At 71.2% G+C, this 21,095-nt stretch carries 18 protein-coding genes; all 18 read left to right on the top strand.

All coding sequences use genetic code 11. The features are described from left to right. Nucleotides 1-17 precede the first annotated feature (17 nt). The 18 genes from secA (at nucleotide 18) to atpD (ending at nucleotide 21,078) form a co-directional block, all read left to right on the top strand. On the top strand, nucleotides 18-3,020 hold the full coding sequence (gene secA / locus AB0I29_RS15505; RefSeq protein WP_285108314.1) for a preprotein translocase subunit SecA: 3,003 nt from the start codon (nucleotides 18-20) through the stop codon (nucleotides 3,018-3,020). Between the two features lie 218 nt (nucleotides 3,021-3,238). After that, nucleotides 3,239-4,531: a homoserine dehydrogenase gene (locus tag AB0I29_RS15500; protein WP_285108316.1), complete on the top strand. Its 1,293-nt coding sequence runs from the start codon at nucleotides 3,239-3,241 to the stop codon at nucleotides 4,529-4,531. Nucleotides 4,532-4,543: 12 nt separating this feature from the next. Continuing rightward, the gene (thrC, locus tag AB0I29_RS15495) at nucleotides 4,544-5,659 is read left to right on the top strand and encodes a threonine synthase (RefSeq protein ID WP_285108442.1); all 1,116 of its coding nucleotides are present in this window, start codon (nucleotides 4,544-4,546) and stop codon (nucleotides 5,657-5,659) included. Next, nucleotides 5,659-6,675: a homoserine kinase gene (gene thrB, locus AB0I29_RS15490; RefSeq protein ID WP_357482786.1), complete on the top strand. Its 1,017-nt coding sequence runs from the start codon at nucleotides 5,659-5,661 to the stop codon at nucleotides 6,673-6,675. The genes thrC and thrB overlap by 1 nt, the downstream gene beginning before the upstream one ends. A gap of 284 nt (nucleotides 6,676-6,959) precedes the next feature. Next, on the top strand, nucleotides 6,960-8,879 hold the full coding sequence (rho, locus tag AB0I29_RS15485) for a transcription termination factor Rho (protein ID WP_357482783.1): 1,920 nt from the start codon (nucleotides 6,960-6,962) through the stop codon (nucleotides 8,877-8,879). 305 nt (nucleotides 8,880-9,184) lie between these two features. After that, on the top strand, nucleotides 9,185-9,403 hold the full coding sequence (gene rpmE, locus AB0I29_RS15480) for a 50S ribosomal protein L31 (protein ID WP_119142620.1): 219 nt from the start codon (nucleotides 9,185-9,187) through the stop codon (nucleotides 9,401-9,403). A gap of 182 nt (nucleotides 9,404-9,585) precedes the next feature. Continuing rightward, a complete protein-coding gene (gene prfA, locus AB0I29_RS15475; RefSeq protein ID WP_285108321.1) occupies nucleotides 9,586-10,674 on the top strand; it encodes a peptide chain release factor 1 in 1,089 nt (362 codons plus the stop codon). Between the two features lie 114 nt (nucleotides 10,675-10,788). Continuing rightward, the gene (prmC, locus tag AB0I29_RS15470; RefSeq protein WP_357482778.1) at nucleotides 10,789-11,748 is read left to right on the top strand and encodes a peptide chain release factor N(5)-glutamine methyltransferase; all 960 of its coding nucleotides are present in this window, start codon (nucleotides 10,789-10,791) and stop codon (nucleotides 11,746-11,748) included. 13 nt (nucleotides 11,749-11,761) lie between these two features. Continuing rightward, nucleotides 11,762-12,475 (top strand): L-threonylcarbamoyladenylate synthase, encoded by a 714-nt coding sequence (locus tag AB0I29_RS15465; protein WP_285108323.1) that lies wholly within the window; start codon nucleotides 11,762-11,764, stop codon nucleotides 12,473-12,475. Further along, nucleotides 12,472-13,710: an MraY family glycosyltransferase gene (locus AB0I29_RS15460; RefSeq protein WP_285108325.1), complete on the top strand. Its 1,239-nt coding sequence runs from the start codon at nucleotides 12,472-12,474 to the stop codon at nucleotides 13,708-13,710. The genes AB0I29_RS15465 and AB0I29_RS15460 overlap by 4 nt, the downstream gene beginning before the upstream one ends. After that, nucleotides 13,707-14,171 (top strand): hypothetical protein, encoded by a 465-nt coding sequence (locus AB0I29_RS15455; protein ID WP_285108326.1) that lies wholly within the window; start codon nucleotides 13,707-13,709, stop codon nucleotides 14,169-14,171. Before AB0I29_RS15460 ends, AB0I29_RS15455 begins: the two co-directional genes overlap by 4 nt. Before the next feature lie 190 nt (nucleotides 14,172-14,361). After that, a complete protein-coding gene (gene atpB / locus AB0I29_RS15450; protein ID WP_357483027.1) occupies nucleotides 14,362-15,201 on the top strand; it encodes a F0F1 ATP synthase subunit A in 840 nt (279 codons plus the stop codon). Nucleotides 15,202-15,330: 129 nt separating this feature from the next. After that, nucleotides 15,331-15,561, top strand: coding sequence for an ATP synthase F0 subunit C (locus AB0I29_RS15445; RefSeq protein ID WP_285108328.1), 231 nt, complete (start codon nucleotides 15,331-15,333; stop codon nucleotides 15,559-15,561). Next, nucleotides 15,561-16,139, top strand: coding sequence for a F0F1 ATP synthase subunit B (locus tag AB0I29_RS15440; protein WP_285108329.1), 579 nt, complete (start codon nucleotides 15,561-15,563; stop codon nucleotides 16,137-16,139). The genes AB0I29_RS15445 and AB0I29_RS15440 overlap by 1 nt, the downstream gene beginning before the upstream one ends. Then, nucleotides 16,139-16,951, top strand: a complete 813-nt coding sequence (locus AB0I29_RS15435; RefSeq protein ID WP_285108330.1) for a F0F1 ATP synthase subunit delta — start codon at nucleotides 16,139-16,141, stop codon at nucleotides 16,949-16,951. The genes AB0I29_RS15440 and AB0I29_RS15435 overlap by 1 nt, the downstream gene beginning before the upstream one ends. Nucleotides 16,952-17,007: 56 nt before the next feature. Next, nucleotides 17,008-18,636 (top strand): F0F1 ATP synthase subunit alpha, encoded by a 1,629-nt coding sequence (atpA, locus tag AB0I29_RS15430; protein ID WP_285108331.1) that lies wholly within the window; start codon nucleotides 17,008-17,010, stop codon nucleotides 18,634-18,636. A 3-nt stretch (nucleotides 18,637-18,639) separates the two neighbouring features. Beyond that, entirely contained in the window at nucleotides 18,640-19,536 is an 897-nt protein-coding gene (locus tag AB0I29_RS15425; protein WP_285108333.1) for a F0F1 ATP synthase subunit gamma, read from the top strand. A gap of 57 nt (nucleotides 19,537-19,593) precedes the next feature. Further along, complete coding sequence (gene atpD / locus AB0I29_RS15420) at nucleotides 19,594-21,078, top strand: F0F1 ATP synthase subunit beta (protein ID WP_285108335.1); 1,485 nt, start codon at nucleotides 19,594-19,596, stop codon at nucleotides 21,076-21,078. Nucleotides 21,079-21,095: the final 17 nt, after the last annotated feature.

The following is a 21,095-nucleotide window of genomic DNA, read 5'->3' as shown; positions in this document are numbered from 1 at the left end:
CAGGTTTACGGCCTACGATGGGCGACGGCGAAACTCGACGACGACCTGGGAGAACCCGCGTGTCCATCCTCGACAAGGTCCTTCGCATCGGCGAAGGACGTGTCCTGAAGAAGCTGCACAATGTGGCTGAGCAGGTCAATCGCTTGGAGCCCAGCTTCGTCGAGCTCAGCGACACCGAGCTCCGGGAGGAGACGGCCCGGTTCCGGGAGCGTCTCGAGCACGGTGCCACCCTGGACGAGCTCATGCCGGAGGCGTTCGCGGCGATCCGGGAGGCTGCCCGGCGCACGCTCGGCCAGCGGCACTTCGACGTGCAGATCATGGGTGGTGCGGCGCTGCACCTCGGCAACATCGCCGAGATGCGCACCGGTGAGGGCAAGACGCTGGTGGCGACGACCGCCGCGTACCTCAACGCGCTGTCGGGCGACGGCGTGCACGTCATCACCACCAACGACTACCTGGCCAAGTACCAGGGTGACCTGATGGGCCGCGTCTTCCGGTTCATGGGGATGACCACCGGCGTCATCCTGTCGGGGCAGACGCCGGCCCAGCGCCGCGAGATGTACGCCGCGGACATCACCTACGGCACGAACAACGAGTTCGGCTTCGACTACCTGCGCGACAACATGGCGTGGTCGACGGACGACCTGGTGCAGCGCGGGCACAACTTCGCGATCGTCGACGAGGTGGACTCCATCCTCATCGACGAGGCGCGCACCCCGCTGATCATCTCGGGGCCCGCGGCGGGTGACGCGAACCGCTGGTACACCGAGTTCGCGAAGGTCGTGCTGCGGCTCGTGCCGACCGTGGACTACGAGGTCGACGAGAAGAAGCGCACCGTCGGCGTGCTCGAGCCGGGCATCGCGAAGATCGAGGACTACCTCGGCATCGACAACCTGTACGAGTCGCTGAACACGCCGCTGATCGGCTTCCTGAACAACGCCATCAAGGCCAAGGAGCTGTTCAAGCGCGACAAGGACTACGTCGTGCTGAACGGCGAGGTCATGATCGTCGACGAGCACACGGGCCGTATCCTCGCGGGCCGCCGCTACAACGAGGGCATGCACCAGGCCATCGAGGCCAAGGAGGGGGTGGAGATCAAGGCGGAGAACCAGACGCTCGCCACGATCACCCTCCAGAACTACTTCCGCCTGTACGGCAAGCTCTCGGGCATGACCGGTACGGCCGAGACCGAGGCCGCCGAGTTCCAGGGCACCTACAAGCTCGGCGTCGTCCCGATTCCGACGAACAACCCGCCGCAGCGCCTCGACCAGCCCGACCTCGTCTACAAGAACGAGGACGGCAAGTTCAACGCGGTGGTCTCGGACATCGTGGAGCGGCACGCCTACGGGCAGCCGGTCCTGGTGGGTACCACCAGCGTCGAGAAGTCGGAGCTGCTGAGCGCCAAGCTGAAGAAGGCCGGCGTGCCGCACAACGTGCTCAACGCGAAGGAGCACGAGCGGGAGGCCGCGGTCGTCGCGATGGCGGGCCGCAAGGGCGCCGTCACGGTCGCCACCAACATGGCCGGCCGCGGTACCGACATCATGCTCGGCGGCAACGCCGAGTACCTCGCGGTGGCCGAGCTCTCGGAGCGGGGCCTCGACCCGGTCGAGACGCCGGAGGAGTACGAGGCCGCCTGGCCGGAGTCGCTGGAGAAGGCGAAGGCGCGCGTCGCCGCCGAGCACGACGAGGTCAAGGCCGCCGGCGGCCTGTACGTGCTGGGCACGGAGCGGCACGAGTCCCGCCGCATCGACAACCAGCTGCGCGGTCGTTCCGGTCGTCAGGGCGACCCGGGGGAGTCCCGGTTCTACCTGTCGATGCAGGACGACCTGATGCGGCTGTTCAACTCCGGCCTCGCCGAGTCGATGATGAACCGCGCCGGGTTCCCCGACGACATGCCGCTGGAGTCCAAGATGGTCACGCGCGGCATCATGTCCGCGCAGGGCCAGGTGGAGTCCCGCAACTTCGAGATCCGCAAGAACGTCCTCAAGTACGACGACGTCCTGTCCCGCCAGCGCACCGTCATCTACGCCGAGCGCCTGCGCGTGCTGGAGGGCGAGGACCTGCGCGAGCAGGTGCAGCACTTCCTCACGGACACCATCACGGAGTACGTGACCAACGCGACCGCCGAGGGCACGCCCGAGCAGTGGGACCTGGACGCGCTGTGGACGGCGCTCAAGGCCGTCTACCCGGTGTCCCTGACGCCGGAGGAGGTCGCCGAGGAGGCCGGCGGGATCGACCGGCTCGACGGCGACATGCTGCTCGAGGAGATCCTGTCCGACGCGCGGGTGGCCTACCAGGCGCGCGAGGACGAGCTCTCGGCCCCGGCCATGCGCCAGCTCGAGCGCCGCGTGGTGCTCTCCGTGCTGGACCGCAAGTGGCGTGAGCACCTCTACGAGATGGACTACCTCAAGGAGGGCATCGGGCTGCGCGCCATGGCGCAGCGCGACCCGCTGGTCGAGTACCAGCGCGAGGGCTTCCAGCTCTTCCAGGCGATGACCGACGCCATCAAGGAGGAGTCGGTCGGGTTCCTGTTCAACCTCGAGGTCACGGTGCAGCAGCCGGGTGCCGAGCAGGTGGCGGACGGCGGCTCCGAGCTGCCCGCCGCCGGCCCGGTCCCGCCGCGCGGCCGCCTGGGCACGGGTCAGCCGGACGCTCCGCCCACCACGCAGATCCCGGTGGTCCAGCCCGCCTCCGCCCCGCAGCAGGGACAGCCGGCCCAGCCGCCCGCACCGCGGCAGCGCCGCGCGGCGGGCGCCGCGACCGAGCCGATCCTGCTCGCGAAGGGTCTGGACACCCCGAACCGGCAGCAGCCGCTGACGTACTCGGCCCCGAGCGAGGACGGCTCGGGCTCGGCGTTCATGCAGTCGTCGGACGGCGCGCGCCGCCGGGCGTCCCTGCACGGCGAGGCGACGGCCGCCACGAGCGACGGCCGTACGTTCCCGGGCACGCCGCGCAACGCGCAGTGCCCGTGCGGCTCGGGCAAGAAGTACAAGGTCTGCCACGGGATCAACGAGGCCTGACGGGCCCCGTCCGACCCGTTCCGCCGGCCCCTCCGCCGAGGCAGTCACCTGGTGACTGCCTCGGCGGTTCCGTTGGACCTGCCGCCGCTGCGACGACCGCCGTCGTGAGACAGGACGCCCGCATGTCGGACGCTCCGGTTACTCTGGTCGCAACGTCCCGACCCGTGCGGAACCGCACCGGGAGCGGACCGTCCCCCGAACACGAAAGCAGGATCGCTGTGCCTGTCCCCGAGCCCGCCCGCGGGCTGCGTGTCGCACTGCTGGGCTGTGGCGTCGTGGGCACCGAGGTGGCCCGGATGCTGCTGGAGCAGGGCACCGATCTCGCCGCCCGCGCGGGCGCCCCGCTGGAGCTCGCCGGCATCGCGGTGCGTGACGCGAGCCGCCCCCGCGACGCCGCCATCCCGTCCGAGCTCCTCACCGAGGACGCCGGGTCGCTGGTGGACGGCGCGGACATCGTCGTCGAGGTGATGGGCGGCACCGAGCCCGCGCGGGCCCTGCTGCTGCGCGCGATCGAGGGCGGCGCCGCCGTCGTCACCGCCAACAAGGCGCTGCTGGCCGCGGACGGCCCCACGCTCTACAAGGCGGCCGACTCCGCGGGCGTCGACATCTACTACGAGGCCGCCGTGGCGGGCGCCATCCCGATCGTGCGGCCCGTGCGGGAGTCCCTCGCGGGCGACCACGTGCGCCGGGTCCTGGGCATCGTCAACGGCACCACCAACTACGTGCTGGACCAGATGGCCACCAGCGGCCTCGACCTCGACCAGGCGGTCAAGCAGGCGCAGGAGCTCGGCTACGCCGAGGCGGACCCCACGGCCGACGTCGAGGGGTACGACGCCGCGGCCAAGGCCGCCATCCTGGCCAGCCTCGCCTTCCACACCCGCGTCTCCGCGGACGACGTGGCCCGCGAGGGCATCACGGGCGTCACGTCCGACGACGTCGCGTGGGCCGCCCGCACCGGGCACACCGTCAAGCTGCTGGCCATCGCCGAGCAGACCGGCGAGGGCGTGTCGGTGCGCGTGCACCCGGCGCTCGTGCCGCTGGAGCACCCGCTGGCCGGCGTGAAGGGCGCGTTCAACGCGGTCTTCGTCGAGGCCGACGCCGCCGGCCCGCTCATGTTCTACGGCCAGGGCGCCGGCGGCCGGCCGACGGCGTCCGCGGTGCTGGGCGACGTCGTCTCGGCGGCGCGCCACCGCGTGCTCGGCGGCAAGGGTCCGCAGGAGTCCACGTACGCGGCCCGCCCGCTGCTCCCGCCGGACGCCGCCGTGACGCGCTACCAGGTCCGCCTGCTCGTCGCCGACCTCCCGGGCGTCCTCGCCCAGGTCGCGGGCGTCGTGGGCGACCACGGCGTCTCCATCGACACCGTGCGCCAGACCGGGCCCTCCGAGGGCACCGCCGAGCTGCTGCTGACCACCCACGCCGCCCGTGAGGCGTCGCTGGCCGCCACCATCGCGGCCGTGCGCACGCTCGAACCGGTCCGTGAGATCACGTCCGTCCTGAGAGTCGAAGGCTGAACCGTGCCCGTACTGCCCGCTGAACCGAACCTCCCCTCCGCCGGCCCGGGCCCCGCGCCCGCCTCGCGCCTCTGGCGCGGCGTGATCGCCGAGTACGCGGACCGGCTGCCCGCCCACCTCCAGCAGAAGATCGTGACGCTGGGCGAGGGCGGCACGCCCCTGGTGCCTGCCCCGGCGCTGTCCGAGCGCACGGGCGCCGAGGTCTACGTGAAGGTCGAGGGCATGAACCCGACCGGCTCGTTCAAGGACCGCGGCATGACGGCCGCGATCTCCGCGGCCGCCGGTCGCGGCGCCCGCGCCGTCGTGTGCGCGTCGACGGGCAACACGTCGGCGTCGGCCGCGGCGTACGCGACGCGCGCCGGCATGGTCTGCGCGGTGCTCGTGCCGGAGGGCAAGATCGCCATGGGCAAGCTGAGCCAGGCCGTCGCGCACGGCGCCCGGCTGCTGCAGGTCGACGGCAACTTCGACGACTGCCTCGTGGCGGCCCGCAAGCTCGCCGACACCCACCCCGTCGAGCTCGTGAACTCGGTGAACCCGGACCGGATCGAGGGCCAGAAGACCGCCGCCTTCGAGATCGTGGACGCCCTGGGCGACGCCCCGGACATCCACCTGCTGCCGGTCGGCAACGCCGGGAACATCACGGCCTACTGGAAGGGCTTCACCGAGTACGCCGAGGCGGGCGTCGCGAGCCGCACCCCGGCCATGTGGGGCTTCCAGGCCGCGGGCGCCGCCCCGATCGTCAAGGGCCACCCGATCGACGACCCGGACACGATCGCCACCGCCATCCGCATCGGCAACCCCGCCTCGTGGGAGCTGGCCGAACAGGCCAGGGACACCTCGGGCGGCGTCATCGAGGCCGTCACGGACGAGCAGATCCTCGCGGCGCACCGGATCCTGTCGGCCGAGGTCGGCGTGTTCGTCGAGCCGGCGTCGGCCGCCGGCGTCGCGGGCCTGCTGGCCCGGCACGAGCGCGGACTCGTACCCGCGGGTGCGCGCATCACCATCACGGTGACCGGCCACGGGCTCAAGGACCCGGGCTGGGCGCTGCGCACGCCCGACGGTGGCGAGGTCGAGCCCGTACGGGTCTCCGCCGACGTCGTCTCGATCGCCGACGCGCTGTCGCTCTGATGCAGCTCGGCGCCGACCACGTGCGGGTCCGGGTGCCCGCGACGAGTGCGAACCTCGGGCCCGGCTTCGACTCCCTGGGCCTCGCGCTCGCCCTGTACGACGAGGTCGAGGTGCGCCTGGTGGCGAGCTCCGACGTGGTCGTGGAGGTCGAGGGCGAGGGCGCCGGGGAGGTCCCCCTGGGGGAGGACCACCTGGTGGTGCGTGCGCTGCGGCGCACGATGGACCTCGCGGGTGCCGTGCCCACCGGCATCCACATGACGTGCCACAACGTGATCCCGCACGGCCGGGGCCTCGGCTCGTCGTCGGCCGCCGTCGTCGCCGGGATCGTCGCCGCGCGCGCCCTGCTGGCCGACCCGCGGGCCATCGACGCCGCCACCGTGCTGGGCCTGGCCACCGAGTTCGAGGGGCACCCCGACAACGCCGCGCCCGCGATCCAGGGCGGCGCCACCGTCGCGTGGACCACCGCCGACGGCCCGCGCGCGGTCGGGCTCGACATCGACCCGGCGATCGAGGCCACCGTGCTGGTGCCCGACGTGCGGCTCGCGACCGCCCGCGCCCGGGCGGCCCTGCCCGCGCGGGTCTCGCACGGCGACGCCGCCTTCACGGCGGGCCGGGCGGCGCTCCTCGTCGAGGCCCTGGCCCGGCGTCCGGAGCTCCTGTTCGACGCCACGGAGGACCGGCTGCACCAGTCGTACCGGGCGGGTGTCCTGGGCGCCTCCAACGAGCTGCTGCGGGCCCTGCGTGCGGAGGGCGTCCCGGCCACCGTCTCGGGCGCCGGGCCCACCGTCCTGGTGCTCGCCGGACCCGGGCACCGCGCCGCGCGTGACGCCGTCCTGCGGGACCTCGTGGACGAGACCGCGGGCTGGAGCCGGCTGAGCCCGGGGATCGATCTGACGGGTGCACGTGCCCGGAGGATTACCGGTAACACGGGTGCGCTATCGTCCGGCTCGTCGGGGGCAAAGAGAAGTCATGCCGGACCAGGATCACCAGCAGTACGGGGTGGTAGTATGCAGTGAACCTTCGGGATAGCACTCCTGAGCCATGGTGGCGGGAACACGGATTCAACATCGGTTCCCCACCGCCTACCAAGCGACAGTCTCAGCCGCTCAGCCGTGCCCGTAGCAGGCCGTGATCTACGGCCACCGCATCTCGCGAGAAGGCAGACAACGCCCCCGTCAGCCGTCTTCGTCGTACCACTGATGCGAGGTTTTCCGCGTTCCGGCCGTTCGGCGCCGGGCGCCCACTATCCCGCGGCCCGCGATCAGGCGACCAGCCGCAGTTCGAGGGGGAAGGGTCCTTCGTGACAGACACCACCGATAACGCTCAGTCAGCCACCGGCCGTGCGGCCGGCACCGGAGCACTGAGCAGCATGCGCCTCGCCGAGCTCCAGGCACTCGCCGGAGACCTGGGCGTGAAGGGCACCTCCAGGATGCGCAAGAGCGACCTCGTGGACTCGATCCGCGAGAAGACGGGTGGCGCGACGAAGCGCCCGGCCCGTGCCGCTTCGACCCCGGAGCAGCCCACCATCGACAAGCCTGCCCGTAGCGAGGCGCCGGTCGCCGCCGCCGAGGTCACCACCTCGGGTGTGCGCGCCGCCGCGAGCACGGAAGCCGACAAGGCCGCCCGTCTCGCCCAGCTGGCCGACGCCGTCGCGGCGCCGCGGGAGCAGAACGGACGCCGTCGCGGCGCCGGACAGGGTGCCGCCGACGGCACCGCCGACAAGTCCGCCGAGGACAAAGCCCGCAACGGCCAGTCCGCCAACGGCCGCACCTCGCGTGCCGGCGCCGAGCGCGCCGGCGACCGCACCGCCGACCGGTCCGAGCGGGGCACCACCCGGACCGCGGAGCGTGCCGCCGACCGCGGCGCGGACCGCGCCGCCGACCGGGGCACCGCCGGCGACCTCGACGACGACCGCAACTCGCGTCGCCGCCGCGGCCGTGACCGGGGCCGGGACCGCAAGCGCGGCCGCGGCCGCCAGGGTCCGGACGTCGCAGGTCTCGAGAACGTCGAGGTGCGCGAGGATGACGTGCTGCTGCCCGTGGCCGGCATCCTCGACATCCTCGACAACTACGCGTTCGTGCGGACCTCGGGCTACCTGCCCGGCAACAACGACGTCTACGTGTCGCTGAACCAGGTCAAGAAGGCCGGCCTGCGCCGCGGCGACGCCGTCGTCGGCGCCGTGCGCCAGCCGCGCGAGGGCGAGGAGCCGCCGCAGCAGCCGACCGGCCGCAACGCCAAGGTCAACAAGTTCAACGCCCTGGTGCGCCTGGACACGGTGAACGGCATGACGCCGGAGGAGGCGCGGGAGCGCCCCGAGTTCACCAAGCTGACGCCGCTGTACCCGCAGGAGCGCCTGCGCCTGGAGAACCCCGAGGCGACCAAGCTGACGCCGCGCGTCATCGACATCGTCGCGCCGATCGGCAAGGGCCAGCGCGGCCTCATCGTCGCGCCGCCCAAGGCCGGCAAGACGCTGATGATGCAGCAGATCGCCAATGCGATCACCGCCAACAACCCTGAGGTCCACCTCATGGTCGTGCTGGTCGACGAGCGTCCGGAGGAGGTCACCGACTTCGAGCGCTCGGTCAAGGGCGAGGTCATCTCCTCGACCTTCGACCGGCACGCCTCCGACCACACGCTGGTCGCCGAGCTCGCCATCGAGCGGGCCAAGCGCCTCGTGGAGCTGGGCCAGGACGTCGTGGTGCTGCTCGACGGCATCACCCGCCTGTCGCGCGCCTACAACCTGGCCGCCCCGGCGTCGGGCCGCATCCTGTCCGGTGGTGTGGACGCCGCCGCGCTCTACCCGCCCAAGAAGTTCTTCGGCGCCGCCCGCAACATCGAGGACGGCGGCTCGCTGACCATCCTCGCGACCGCCCTGGTCGAGACCGGCTCGAAGATGGACGAGGTGATCTTCGAGGAGTTCAAGGGCACCGGCAACATGGAGCTGCGCCTGTCGCGGTCCCTGGCCGAGAAGCGCATCTTCCCGGCGATCGACGTCAACGGTTCGAGCACCCGGCGCGAGGAGATCCTCATGTCGAAGGACGAGCTCGCGATCGTCTACAAGCTGCGCCGCGTCATGGGCGCGCTCGACCAGACGCAGGCCGCCGAGCTGCTGCTCGGTCAGCTCAAGAAGACCAAGACGAACGTCGAGTTCCTGCTGCACGTGCAGAAGACGACGCCGGGTGGTCTCACGGAGGACGACAACGTCGGCGAGACCGTCTGAGCCGGAGGTGACGCGCAGGGTGGGAGCCGAGGTACGAGGCGCCCGCCCGTAGTGGAACCGCAGGCTCGGACGGCGACAAGCACCGGTCTGAGCCGGAGGTGACGCGCAGGGTGAGGCCCGAGGCACGAGGGACTCGCCCGTAGTGGAACCGCAGGCTCAGACGGCGACAAGCACCGTCTGACCCACGTCACAGCCCACCGCCTCGCCGATCCGGGCGAGGTAGTGGCACAATTACTGGCTGGCTCGCTGGTTCACGTCCTCGCGGTTCTGCAGGGCGACCCAGTGGCATCTCACCAAGGAGCAACATGAGGGCTGGAATCCACCCCGAGTACGTCGTCACCCAGGTCACCTGCACCTGCGGCAACACCTTCACGACGCGTAGCACCGAGACGTCCGGCAAGATCAGCGCCGACGTCTGCAGCGCCTGCCACCCGTTCTACACGGGCAAGCAGAAGATCATGGACACCGGTGGCCGCGTGGCCCGGTTCCAGGCGCGCTACGGCAAGAAGGCCGCCGACAAGTAGCGACTCCGCAGCGCCGGTGGTCCGGTCCGACAACCTCTCCAGGGGCAGTCGGACGCCGGACCACCGGCGCTGTTGCTTTGCCCAGACCCAACCCTTTCCGCTGAGTGCGGGATATTCGCCCTCCTGAGGCTCTGAAAAGGGCGAATACCCAGCACTCAACGCCGCCGTCCAGAGGAGAGATCGTGACCGAAGCGTTCGCCGCCGTCGGACCGCTGCTCAGCGAGCACGCCGAGATCGAGACGGCGCTGGCGGACCCCGCCGTGCACGCCGACCCCGGTCGCGCCCGCACGCTGGGCCGCCGGTACGCGGAGCTCAACCAGGTGGTCGGCGCCTACAAGGCGTGGGAGCAGGCGCACGACGACGCCGAGGCCGCCGCCGAGCTCGCGGCCGAGGACGCCTCGTTCGCCGAGGAGCTGCCCGCTCTCCGGGCGGCCGAGACGACCGCCGAGGAGAAGCTGCGCCGGGTCCTGGTGCCGCGCGACCCCGACGACGGCCGCGACGTGATCCTCGAGATCAAGGCCGGCGAGGGCGGGGAGGAGTCCGCGCTGTTCGCGGGCGACCTGCTGCGCATGTACCTGCGGTACGCCGAGCAGCGCGGCTGGTCCACGCAGCTCTTGGAGGCCACGGCGTCCGACCTGGGCGGTTACAAGGACGTGCAGGTGGCCGTCAAGGCCAGGAGCGTCCAGGGCCCCGAGGACGGCGTCTGGCACAGTCTCAAGTACGAGGGCGGGGTGCACCGCGTGCAGCGCGTCCCCGTGACCGAGTCGCAGGGCCGCATCCACACGTCGGCGGCGGGCGTGCTCGTGTTCCCCGAGGTCGACGACCCGGGGGAGCTCGAGATCGACCAGAACGACCTGCGCATCGACGTCTACCGGTCCTCCGGCCCGGGCGGGCAGTCGGTGAACACCACGGACTCCGCCGTGCGCATCACGCACGTGCCCACGGGCATCGTCGTCTCGATGCAGAACGAGAAGTCGCAGCTGCAGAACCGCGAGCAGGCCATGCGCGTGCTGCGGGCCCGGCTGCTCGCCGCGCAGCAGGAGGCCGCGGCCGCCGAGTCCGCCGAGCTGCGCCGCTCGCAGGTGCGCACCGTGGACCGGTCCGAGCGGATCCGCACGTACAACTTCCCCGAGAACCGGATCGCCGACCACCGCACGGGCTACAAGGCCTACAACCTCGACCAGGTGCTCGACGGCGACCTGGGCCCCGTGGTCCGGTCCGCGATCGACGCCGACGAGGCCGCCCGGCTCGCCGAGGCCTCCGGTGTGTGACGCGGCGTCTGGGGCCGTCCCGGCGTCCGGGCGCCGCACGCCCGGTCCGGACGCCGCGGGTCTGGCGGCTTCCGGCGCCGTCGGGCAGGCTTTTGCCGTGATCGGAGGAGCGCGGTGAGCGCGCAGCTGTTGAAGTGGGCCCATGAGGAGCTGGCCGAGGCCGGGGTCGGGTCGCCCCAGGCCGACGCCGAGGCGCTGCTGGCGTACGCGCTCGGGGTGGACCGGGCCGAGCTGGTGCGGCTGACGGTGCTCGGCCGCGAGGTGCCCGACGACGCGGCCGCCGCGTTCGCCCGTCTGGTCGCCCGGCGGGCCGCCCGCGAGCCCCTGCAGCACCTGACCGGCGTCGCGCCGTTCCGGCACCTGGAGCTGGCCGTCGGTCCGGGGGTGTTCGTGCCGCGGCCCGAGACGGAGGAGGTCGCCCAGGTGGCGATCGACGAGGCCGCCAAGGTCGTGGGCGAGCGGGGCGGCGCCGTCGTCGTCGACCTGTGCACCGGGTCCGGGGCCATCGCGCTGGCGGTGGCCACCGAGGTGCCCGGCTCGCGCGTGCACGCCGTCGAGCTGGACAAGGACGCCCACGCGTGGGCGGCGCGCAACGTGGACGCCCTGAGCGCCGTCGCCGCGGGCCTGGACCCCGCCGCGGGGGCGGATCCCGAGTCGGCCCCCGAGCGGATCGTCCGGCTCGTCAAGGGCGACGCCCGCACGGCCCTGTACGGGGTCGACGGGACGGCCGACGTCGTCGTCTCGAACCCGCCGTACGTGCCGTCCGACGCCGTGCCCGTGGACCCGGAGGTCGCCGAGCACGACCCGGCCGTCGCGCTGTACGGGCTGGGACCGGACGGGCTGGAGGTGCCGCGCGGCATCACGGACGCCGCCGCTCGCCTGCTGCGGTCCGGCGGGCTGTACGTCATGGAGCACGCGGAGGTCCAGGCGGAGGCGGCGCGGGCGATGGTCGCGGCCGCGCGGGACCCCGAGGGCAGGCCCGTGTTCGGGGAACCGGAGACGCGCAAGGACCTCACCGGCCGGCCCCGCATGGTGGTCGCTCGCCGCCTGGATCGTCTGGCGTCCGGATCGTGAAAGACTGGTCCGCGTGAGTGTGCCTGTGCAGCCCGTGCTCGACGCCACCGACCCGCAGTCCTGGGGCCCCGCGATCGACGAGGCAGTGAATGCGATCTCCCGCGGCGGCCTCGTGGTCCTGCCCACCGACACCGTGTACGGCATCGCGGCCGACGCGTTCGACGAGGTCGCGGTGGCGGCCCTGCTCGCGGCCAAGGGCCGCGGCCGGCAGATGCCGCCGCCGGTCCTCGTGGGCGACGTCGCGACGCTCGACGGCCTCGCCACCGACGTGCCCGACGAGGCCCGCAAGCTCGTCGAGGCCTTCTGGCCCGGCGGGTTCACCGTCATCCTGCACGCGCAGCCGTCGCTGCAGTGGGACCTCGGCGACACGGGCGGCACCGTCGCCCTGCGCATGCCGGACCACCCCGCCGCGCTCGCCCTCCTGAAGCGCACCGGGCCGCTGGCCGTCTCCAGCGCGAACAAGTCCGGCAGCCCCGCGGCGCAGGACGTGGCGGACGCCGTGTCCCAGCTCGGCGCGTCGGTCGCCGTCTACCTCGACGGGGGAGAGGCGCCCGGCGGCGTCGCCTCCACGATCGTGGACGCGACCGGACCCGTGCTGCGGGTCGTCCGCGAGGGCGCCGTGTCGCTGGCCGAGCTGCGCAAGATCGCGGACGTCGAAGGCCCTGCGGTGTCGCCGGAGGACGACCCGATCGCGCCCCCGGCCCCCGCCGCGGAGGACGACGAGTGAGGGTGTACCTGCTCCTGATGCTCGTGGCCGCGGCGGTCACGTTCCTGACCACGCCCTTCGCGCGCTGGGTCGCGCTCAAGACCTCGGCCATCTCCGCCGTGCGGGCCCGCGACGTGCACTCGGTGCCCACGCCCCGGCTCGGCGGGCTCGCGATGCTGATCGGCATCGTCGTCTCGGTCATGCTGGCCTCGCAGATGCCGTTCCTGTCCGGGGTCTTCGAGGACCGCCAGGCGTGGGGCATCGTGGGCGGCGCCGCGATCGTGTGCGCGCTGGGCTGGGCGGACGACAAGTGGGACCTCGACTGGGTCACCAAGCTCGCCGGGCAGGTGCTCGCCGCGGGGTTCATGGTCCTGCAGGGCGTCCAGCTCATCACGCTGCCGATCGCCGGCACGACCATCCCGTCGTCCCGCATGTCGCTCGTGGTGACGGTCCTGGCCGTCGTGGTCGCGATGAACGCCGTGAACTTCGTGGACGGCCTCGACGGCCTGGCCGCCGGCATCGTCGCGATCGGCGGGGCCGCCTTCTTCCTCTACACCTACGGGCTCACCCAGCAGGCGACGCCGGAGGACTACTCCTCCCTGGCGTCGCTCATGATGGCGGTGCTCGTGGGCGTCTGCGTGGGCTTCCTGCCCTACAACTTCCACCCGGCAAGCATCTTCATGGGCGACGCCGGGTCCATGCTGATCGGCCTCGTCATGGCCGGCGCGGCGATCACGGTGACCGGCAACGTCACGCCCGACGTGATGACCGGCTCGCAGGCCCTGCCCGCGTTCATCCCGCTGCTCCTGCCGGTGGCGGTGCTCATGCTGCCGCTGCTGGACATGGGGCTCGCGGTGATCCGGCGGCTGGCCGCCGGCAAGTCGCCCATGGCACCCGACCGCATGCACCTGCACCACCGCATGCTGGCCCTCGGCCACTCGCACCGCCGTGCCGTCGTGATCCTCTACGTGTGGACCGCCGTGTTCGCCTTCAGCGCCGCGGCCCTCGTCCAGTGGGACTGGGAGATCGTGCTGATCTGGACCACGGTGTTCGTGGTGCTCGCGCTGCTGGCCACGCTGGGCCCGCTGCGCAACCGCGGCCGGTTCCTGGACGACGACGTAGCGCTGTCGGGGCAGACCCCCAAGGTGCCCGCCGCCGTCGGGGCCGGGCTGACCCCGGCCGCCGCCGTGCCGCAGAGCGCCACGGAGGGTGTCGCCGCGAAGACCACCGTCAAGACCAAGGAGACCGTCGAATGACCGAGCAAGCACCGGATGCCCCCGACGCCCCCCGCGGCGCCGCCGAGCAGGCGGTGCTGCGTGCGGCCCTGCGCGACTGCCTGATCCTCGTGGGGGGCCTCGCCGTCCTGGGGTCGCTGGTCGGGCTCCTGGTCGCGGGCCTGCCCGGGCTCTGGGGCGCCCTGATCGGTGCGGCGCTCGCCGCGTTCTTCTGCGCCACGACGGTGTGGTCCATGCTCTACACCGTCGGCAAGGGGCCGGCCGCCATGGGCGCCGTGGTGATGGGCAGCTGGCTCGCCAAGATGGTGGTGCTGATCGTCGTCCTGGTGATCATCACGCAGTTCGACTTCTACGACCGGGTCGTCCTGTTCGTCGTGCTGCTGCTGGGCGCCGTCGGGTCCGCGCTGCTCGACTACCGCGCGGTCCGGAACGGGCGCCTTCCCTACGTCGAGCCCGAGACCCAGCCCGACACCAAGCCCTGACCGGACCCCATGAGCGGCCCACGACCTGACGCGGGGTTGCGCAATAAGTCACAAGGGGCCGTGTCATGCGGTTCTACGGCCAGAACCGCATGGGACATAGGTTAGGCTTACGACGAATCCATGACGGCCAGGCCCGACGGCGCGCCCGTTCCGCCACACAGCGGGAACGCGCGCGGGGCCGAATGACCACCTGGGAGTCCTCCTGTCCACGTATGCGACGTCCGTAATCCTCGCCGCCACTGAAGGCCACGAGGGTGAGGGCGGCTTCCACACGCCGTCGATCGCCGACTTCTTCCCGTCGGGCATCCTCTTCGAAGGCACCATCTTCCAGATCGACCGGCTCTGGATCATCCGGATCATCGCCACCATCGTGCTGCTGTCGGTCTTCCTGATCGCCGCGCGCCGGGCGAAGGTCGTGCCGGGCCGCTTCCAGGCCGGTGTCGAGTACATCCTGGACTTCGTCCGGGTGCAGATCGGCGAGGAGATCCTGGGCAAGGACAACGCGAAGCGTTTCCTGCCCATGCTCACCACGATCTTCGTCACGATCCTGGCGTTCAACCTCACCGGCATCATCCCGGGCCTGAACCTCGCCGCCACCTCGCGCATCGGCGTGCCGCTCCTGCTGGCTCTGTGGGTCTTCGTCACCTACTGGGCCGTCGGCATCCGCAAGCACGGTCTGGGCGGCTACCTGCGGGCGAACCTCTTCCCGCCCGGGGTCCCGTGGCCGATCTACTTCATCCTGACGCCGATCGAGCTGCTGCAGATCCTGATCATCCGGCCGGGCTCGCTGATGGTCCGACTGGTGGCCAACATGGTCGCCGGCCACATCATGCTCGTGCTCTGCTTCGCCGCCACGCAGTTCTTCCTGATCGACTCTGCGGGCAGCGGGCTGATGGTCTTCGGCGCGCTGACGCTGCCGGCCGGCATCTTCATGACGCTCTTCGAGCTGCTGGTCGCGTTCCTGCAGGCGTACATCTTCGCCCTGCTGGCCGCGGTCTACATCAACATGTCGCTGGAGGAGGAGCACTGACGGTGCTCGCTCCTCCGGGCGACGCTGCATAGCTTCACCTGGAAACCCGCGACGGGCGCACCAGCGCCTTCGCACACCACGCGACGCCGGACCAACACCGGTCCGGCGCCCAACGGAAGGAAGACGCAAGTGGACGTCACCACTCTCGCCGAGGTCTCTGGCAACCTGAACGCGATCGGCTACGGCCTGGCCGCGACGGGCCCGGGTATCGGCCTCGGCATCCTGATCGGCAAGACCATCGAGGGCATGGCCCGCCAGCCCGAGGTCGCCGGCCAGCTCCGCGCCACCATGTTCCTGGGTGTCGCGTTCGTCGAGGTGCTCGCGCTCCTCGGGCTCGTCGCCGGCTTCCTGTTCGTCTGATGGCGGCGCACTCGAGCGCCGCCATGCTAGCGGCGCAGACGGAAGAGCCGCAGGGCATCGAGCTGTTCCTGCCCGCCGGCTACGACCTGCTCTGGTCGGCAGTCGTCCTGGTGATCATCGCCGTGGCGTTCTACAAGTTCATCCTGCCGCCCATGAACAAGGTGCTGGACGAGCGTGCCTCCCTCATCGAGGGTGGCATCGAGAAGGCCGAGGCCGCGCAGAAGGCGGCCGACGAGGCGCTGGCCCAGCAGCAGGAGCTGCTGGCCGAGGCCCGTGCCGAGGCGGCGCAGGTCCGCGAGGAGGCGCGTGCCGAGGGCACCGCGATCATCAAGGACCTCAAGGCCAAGGCGAGCGAGGAGGCGGAGCGCGTCACCGAGACGGCGCACCGTCAGATCGAGGCCGAGCGGCAGGCCGCGTCGGTGTCGCTGCGCACCGAGGTCGGCGCGCTGGCGACCGAGCTCGCGTCGAAGATCGTCGGCGAGTCCCTCGAGGACTCGGCCCGGCAGTCGCGCGTGGTCGACCGGTTCCTCGACGAGCTCGAGGCGAGCCAGACCGTGGCAAGCAACAAGGAGGCGTGATGCGGGGATCGAGCGGGGCATCGCTGACGGCGGCGCAGGAGCGCTTCGAGCCGGTGCTGCGTGCCGCGGGTGCGGACGCGCTGACGCTGGGTGAGCAGCTGCTCACCCTGGTGTCGGCGCTCGACGACTCCGCCGCGCTGCGCCGCTCGCTCGCCGACCCCTCCCGCGAGGGCGAGGCCAAGGCCGGCCTGGTGGCCGACCTGCTGGGCGGTTTCGACGAGCGCGTGGTCGACCTGGTGTCCGGGCTCGTCCGGTCGCGCTGGGCGAGCGACGCAGACCTGGCCGACGCCGTCGAGCGTCTCGGCGTGGACGCCGTGCTGGCTTCCGCCGAGGCGCGCGGCGTGCTGGAGGCGGTCGAGGACGAGCTGTTCCGGGTCACCCGGGCACTGGTCGGCCAGCGAGAGGCCAAGCAGGTCCTCTCGGACGCCTCGACCGCTCCGGAGCGCCGTGTGGCGCTCGTGGACGCACTGGTCGGTGGCAAGGTCGACACCGTGACCCAGCGCCTGGCGCAGCGCGCGACGTCGTCGCCGCGTGGCCGTCGCTTCGTGCAGACGATCGGCTGGTTCGGCGAGGTCGCGGCGGAACGCCGCAAGCGTCTCGTCGCCGCCGTGACGAGCGCGACGATGCTGACGCGCGAGCAGGAGGAGCGCCTCGGCGCCATCCTCGAGCGCTCGTACGGCAAGCCCGTCCAGCTGAACGTCACCGTGGACCCCACGGTCGTCGGGGGCATGCGCATCCAGGTCGGCGCGGACGTCGTCGACTCCACCGTCCTGTCGCGCCTTGCTGACGCTCAGCGTCGTCTGGCCGGCTGAAAACGTGAACAAGAACCTTCCGCCGCGGCTCTCGCGGCCACGACAGGAGAAGAGCAATGGCTGAGCTGACGATCCGGCCGGACGAGGTCCGGGCCGCACTGGACAGCTTCGTGAAGTCCTACGAGCCCCAGGAAGCGGTCACCGAGGAGGTGGGTCGCGTCTCGTACGCCGCGGACGGCATCGCCCGCGTCGAGGGCCTCCCCGGTGTGATGGCCAACGAGCTGCTGCGCTTCGAGGACGGCACGCTCGGACTCGCGCAGAACCTGGACGTCCGCGAGATCGGTGTGGTCGTCCTGGGCGAGTTCACCGGCATCGAGGAGGGCCAGGAGGTCCGCCGTACCGGCGAGGTGCTCTCGGTCCCCGTGGGCGAGGGCTACCTCGGCCGCGTGGTCGACCCGCTGGGCGCGCCCATCGACGGCCTGGGCGAGATCGCCACCGAGGGCACCCGTGCCCTGGAGCTGCAGGCGCCCGGCGTCATGCAGCGCAAGTCGGTGCACGAGCCGCTCCAGACCGGCATCAAGGCGATCGACTCGATGATCCCGATCGGCCGTGGTCAGCGTCAGCTGATCATCGGCGACCGCCAGACGGGCAAGACGGCGATCGCGGTCGACACGATCATCAACCAGAAGGCGAACTGGGAGACCGGCGACCCGAACCAGCAGGTGCGCTGCATCTACGTCGCCATCGGCCAGAAGGGCTCGACCATCGCCTCCGTGCGTGGCGCCCTCGAGGAGGCCGGCGCGCTCGAGTACACGACCATCGTCGCGGCTCCGGCGTCCGACCCGGCAGGCTTCAAGTACCTCGCCCCGTACACCGGCTCGGCCATCGGCCAGCACTGGATGTACTCGGGCAAGCACGTGCTGATCATCTTCGACGACCTGTCGAAGCAGGCCGAGGCCTACCGCGCCGTCTCGCTGCTGCTGCGCCGCCCGCCGGGCCGCGAGGCCTACCCGGGCGACGTGTTCTACCTGCACTCCCGTCTGCTCGAGCGCTGTGCCAAGCTCTCGGACGAGCTGGGCGCGGGCTCGATGACCGGTCTGCCGATCATCGAGACCAAGGCGAACGACGTCTCGGCGTACATCCCGACCAACGTCATCTCCATCACGGACGGCCAGATCTTCCTGCAGTCCGACCTGTTCAACGCCGACCAGCGTCCCGCCGTGGACGTCGGTATCTCGGTCTCCCGAGTCGGTGGTGACGCGCAGATCAAGGCCATGAAGAAGGTCTCCGGCACGCTGAAGCTGGAGCTGGCGCAGTTCCGCTCGCTCGAGGCGTTCGCGATGTTCGCGTCCGACCTCGACGCCGCGTCGCGTGCCCAGCTGCAGCGCGGCGCCGTCCTGACGGAGCTGCTCAAGCAGCCCCAGTACTCGCCGTACGCGGTCGAGGACCAGGTCGCCGCGGTGTGGGCCGGTACCAAGGGCAAGCTGGACGACGTCGCGGTCGATGACGTCAAGCGGTTCGAGTCCGAGCTGCTCGACCACCTGCGCCGCAAGACGGACGTGCTCTCCACGATCCGCGAGACCGGCAAGCTGGAGTCCGACACGGAGGACGCGCTCAGCGCCGCCGTCGACGACTTCCGCGCCGGCTTCCAGCGGGGCGACGGCACCGCGCTCGTCGGCGGTGAGGTCGAGGGCGGGCCCGTCGACGTCGAGCAGGCACAGGTCGTCGTCAAGAAGAAGGCCTGACCCGTGGCCGGTGGATCCCAGCGCGTCTTCAAGGCACGGATCAAGTCGACGCAGTCGCTGAAGAAGATGTTCCGCGCGCAGGAGCTCATCGCCGCGTCCCGCATCGGCAAGGCCCGTGCGCGGACGGCGGCTGCGGCCCCCTACGCGCAGGCGATCACCCGTGCGGTCTCGGCGGTCGCCACGCACACCGACATCGATCACCCGCTCACGCGGGAGGTTCCCGGCGCCAAGCGCGCCGCGGTGCTCGTGGTGTCGTCGGACCGTGGCATGGCGGGCTCGTACCCGGCGTCGATCGTCCGTGAGGCGGAGCGGCTGACCCAGCAGCTCGCGGCCGAGGGCAAGGAGGTTCTCCTCTACGTCACCGGTCGTCGGGCGATCTCGTACTACACGTTCCGTGGTCGGGAGACCGTCCGGACGTGGACGTACGGCTCGGAGCGGCCGACGGCCGAGGTCGCGGAGGAGATCGGGCAGGCACTGCTCGAGAAGTTCCTCGCGCCCGAGGACGAGGGCGGCGTGTCGGAGCTGCACGTGGTCTCCACGCAGTTCGTCAACATGGTGACGCAGCGTCCCCACGTGGTGCGGATGCTGCCGCTGGAGGTCGTCGAGGGCGTGGTGGAGGCGGACGAGAACGAGGTCCTGCCGCTCTACGACTTCGAGCCGTCGCCCGAGGCCGTGCTGGACGCACTGCTCCCGCGGTACGTGGACCAGCGCATCTACGCGGCCCTGCTCGACGCGGCCGCGTCGGAGCTCGCTGCCCGCCAGCGCGCCATGCACACGGCGACCGACAACGCCGAGGACCTGATCCGTACGTACACCCGACTGGCCAACCAGGCCCGGCAGGCGGACATCACGCAGGAGATCAGCGAGATCGTCTCCGGTGCTGACGCCCTGGCGTCCTGAACCAACCGAACAGACTCCCCGCCGGAGGACCCTCCGGCCCACCGAAGCGAGGCAACCATGACCGCCACCACCGTGGAATCACCTCACGGCGCGGCCCCGACTGAGCCGGCAACTGGCCGGGTCGCTCGGGTGATCGGCCCTGTCGTGGACATCGAGTTCCCCGAGGACGCGATCCCCGACATCTACAACGCGCTGACCGTCCAGATCGACCTGTCCGGCCAGGGCGAGGACGAGAACACGTTCACCCTGACGCTCGAGGTCGAGCAGCACCTGGGCGACTCCCTGGTGCGTGCGATCGCGCTCAAGCCGACCGACGGCCTGGTCCGCGGCGCCGTGGTCACCGACACGGGCGAGCCGATCAGCGTGCCCGTCGGTGACATCACCAAGGGCAAGGTCTTCAACGTCACCGGCGAGGTCCTGAACCTCCAGGAGGGCGAGAAGTTCGAGGTCACCGAGCGCTGGCCCATCCACCGCAAGCCCCCGGCCTTCGACCAGCTCGAGTCGAAGACCACGATGTTCGAGACGGGCATCAAGTCCATCGACCTGCTGACCCCGTACGTTCAGGGTGGCAAGATCGGCCTCTTCGGTGGTGCGGGCGTCGGCAAGACGGTCCTCATCCAGGAGATGATCCAGCGTGTGGCCCAGGACCACGGTGGTGTGTCGGTGTTCGCCGGTGTCGGCGAGCGCACCCGTGAGGGCAACGACCTGATCGCCGAGATGGACGAGGCGGGCGTGTTCGACAAGACCGCCCTCGTCTTCGGCCAGATGGACGAGCCGCCGGGCACGCGTCTGCGCGTGGCCCTGTCGGCCCTGACGATGGCGGAGTACTTCCGTGACGTGCAGCAGCAGGACGTGCTGCTCTTCATCGACAACATCTTCCGCTTCACGCAGGCCGGTTCCGAGGTCTCCACGCTGCTCGGCCGTATGCCGTCCGCCGTGGGCTACCAGCCGAACCTGGCCGACGAGATGGGCCTCCTCCAGGAGCGCATCACCTCGACGCGTGGTCACTCCATCACGTCGCTGCAGGCCATCTACGTGCCGGCTGACGACTACACCGACCCGGCCCCGGCCACGACGTTCGCCCACCTGGACGCGACGACCGAGCTCTCCCGTGAGATCGCGTCGAAGGGTCTGTACCCGGCGATCGACCCGCTGGCCTCCACCTCGCGCATCCTCGACCCGCGGTACGTGGGCCAGGAGCACTACGATGTGGCCACCGAGGTCAAGTCGATCCTGCAGCGGAACAAGGAGCTGCAGGACATCATCGCCATCCTCGGCGTGGACGAGCTCTCGGAGGAGGACAAGACGGTCGTCGCGCGTGCGCGTCGTATCCAGCAGTTCCTCTCCCAGAACACCTACATGGCCGAGAAGTTCACGGGCGTGGTGGGCTCGACGGTGCCGCTGTCGGAGACCATCGAGGCGTTCAAGAAGATCTGCGCCGGTGAGTTCGACCACATCGCCGAGCAGGCCTTCTACAACATCGGCGGGCTTGAGATGCTCGAGGAGAACTGGGCACGGATCCAGAAGGAGTACGGGGCCTGAGGTCTCGTCCGTCCCCC

Source organism: Promicromonospora sp. NPDC050262 (assembly GCF_040655935.1).
Taxonomy (GTDB): domain Bacteria; phylum Actinomycetota; class Actinomycetes; order Actinomycetales; family Cellulomonadaceae; genus Promicromonospora.
This window is presented reverse-complemented; position numbering and strand designations above follow the sequence as displayed.

Coding starts and splice junctions, on each gene's coding strand:
- rpmE (WP_119142620.1), top strand. CDS start 9,185: ATGAGGGCTGGAATCCACCCCGAGTACGTCGTCACCCAGGTCACCTGC.
- AB0I29_RS15435 (WP_285108330.1), top strand. CDS start 16,139: ATGCGGGGATCGAGCGGGGCATCGCTGACGGCGGCGCAGGAGCGCTTC.
- AB0I29_RS15455 (WP_285108326.1), top strand. CDS start 13,707: ATGACCGAGCAAGCACCGGATGCCCCCGACGCCCCCCGCGGCGCCGCC.
- atpD (WP_285108335.1), top strand. CDS start 19,594: ATGACCGCCACCACCGTGGAATCACCTCACGGCGCGGCCCCGACTGAG.
- AB0I29_RS15440 (WP_285108329.1), top strand. CDS start 15,561: ATGGCGGCGCACTCGAGCGCCGCCATGCTAGCGGCGCAGACGGAAGAG.
- secA (WP_285108314.1), top strand. CDS start 18: ATGGGCGACGGCGAAACTCGACGACGACCTGGGAGAACCCGCGTGTCC.
- thrB (WP_357482786.1), top strand. CDS start 5,659: ATGCAGCTCGGCGCCGACCACGTGCGGGTCCGGGTGCCCGCGACGAGT.
- atpA (WP_285108331.1), top strand. CDS start 17,008: ATGGCTGAGCTGACGATCCGGCCGGACGAGGTCCGGGCCGCACTGGAC.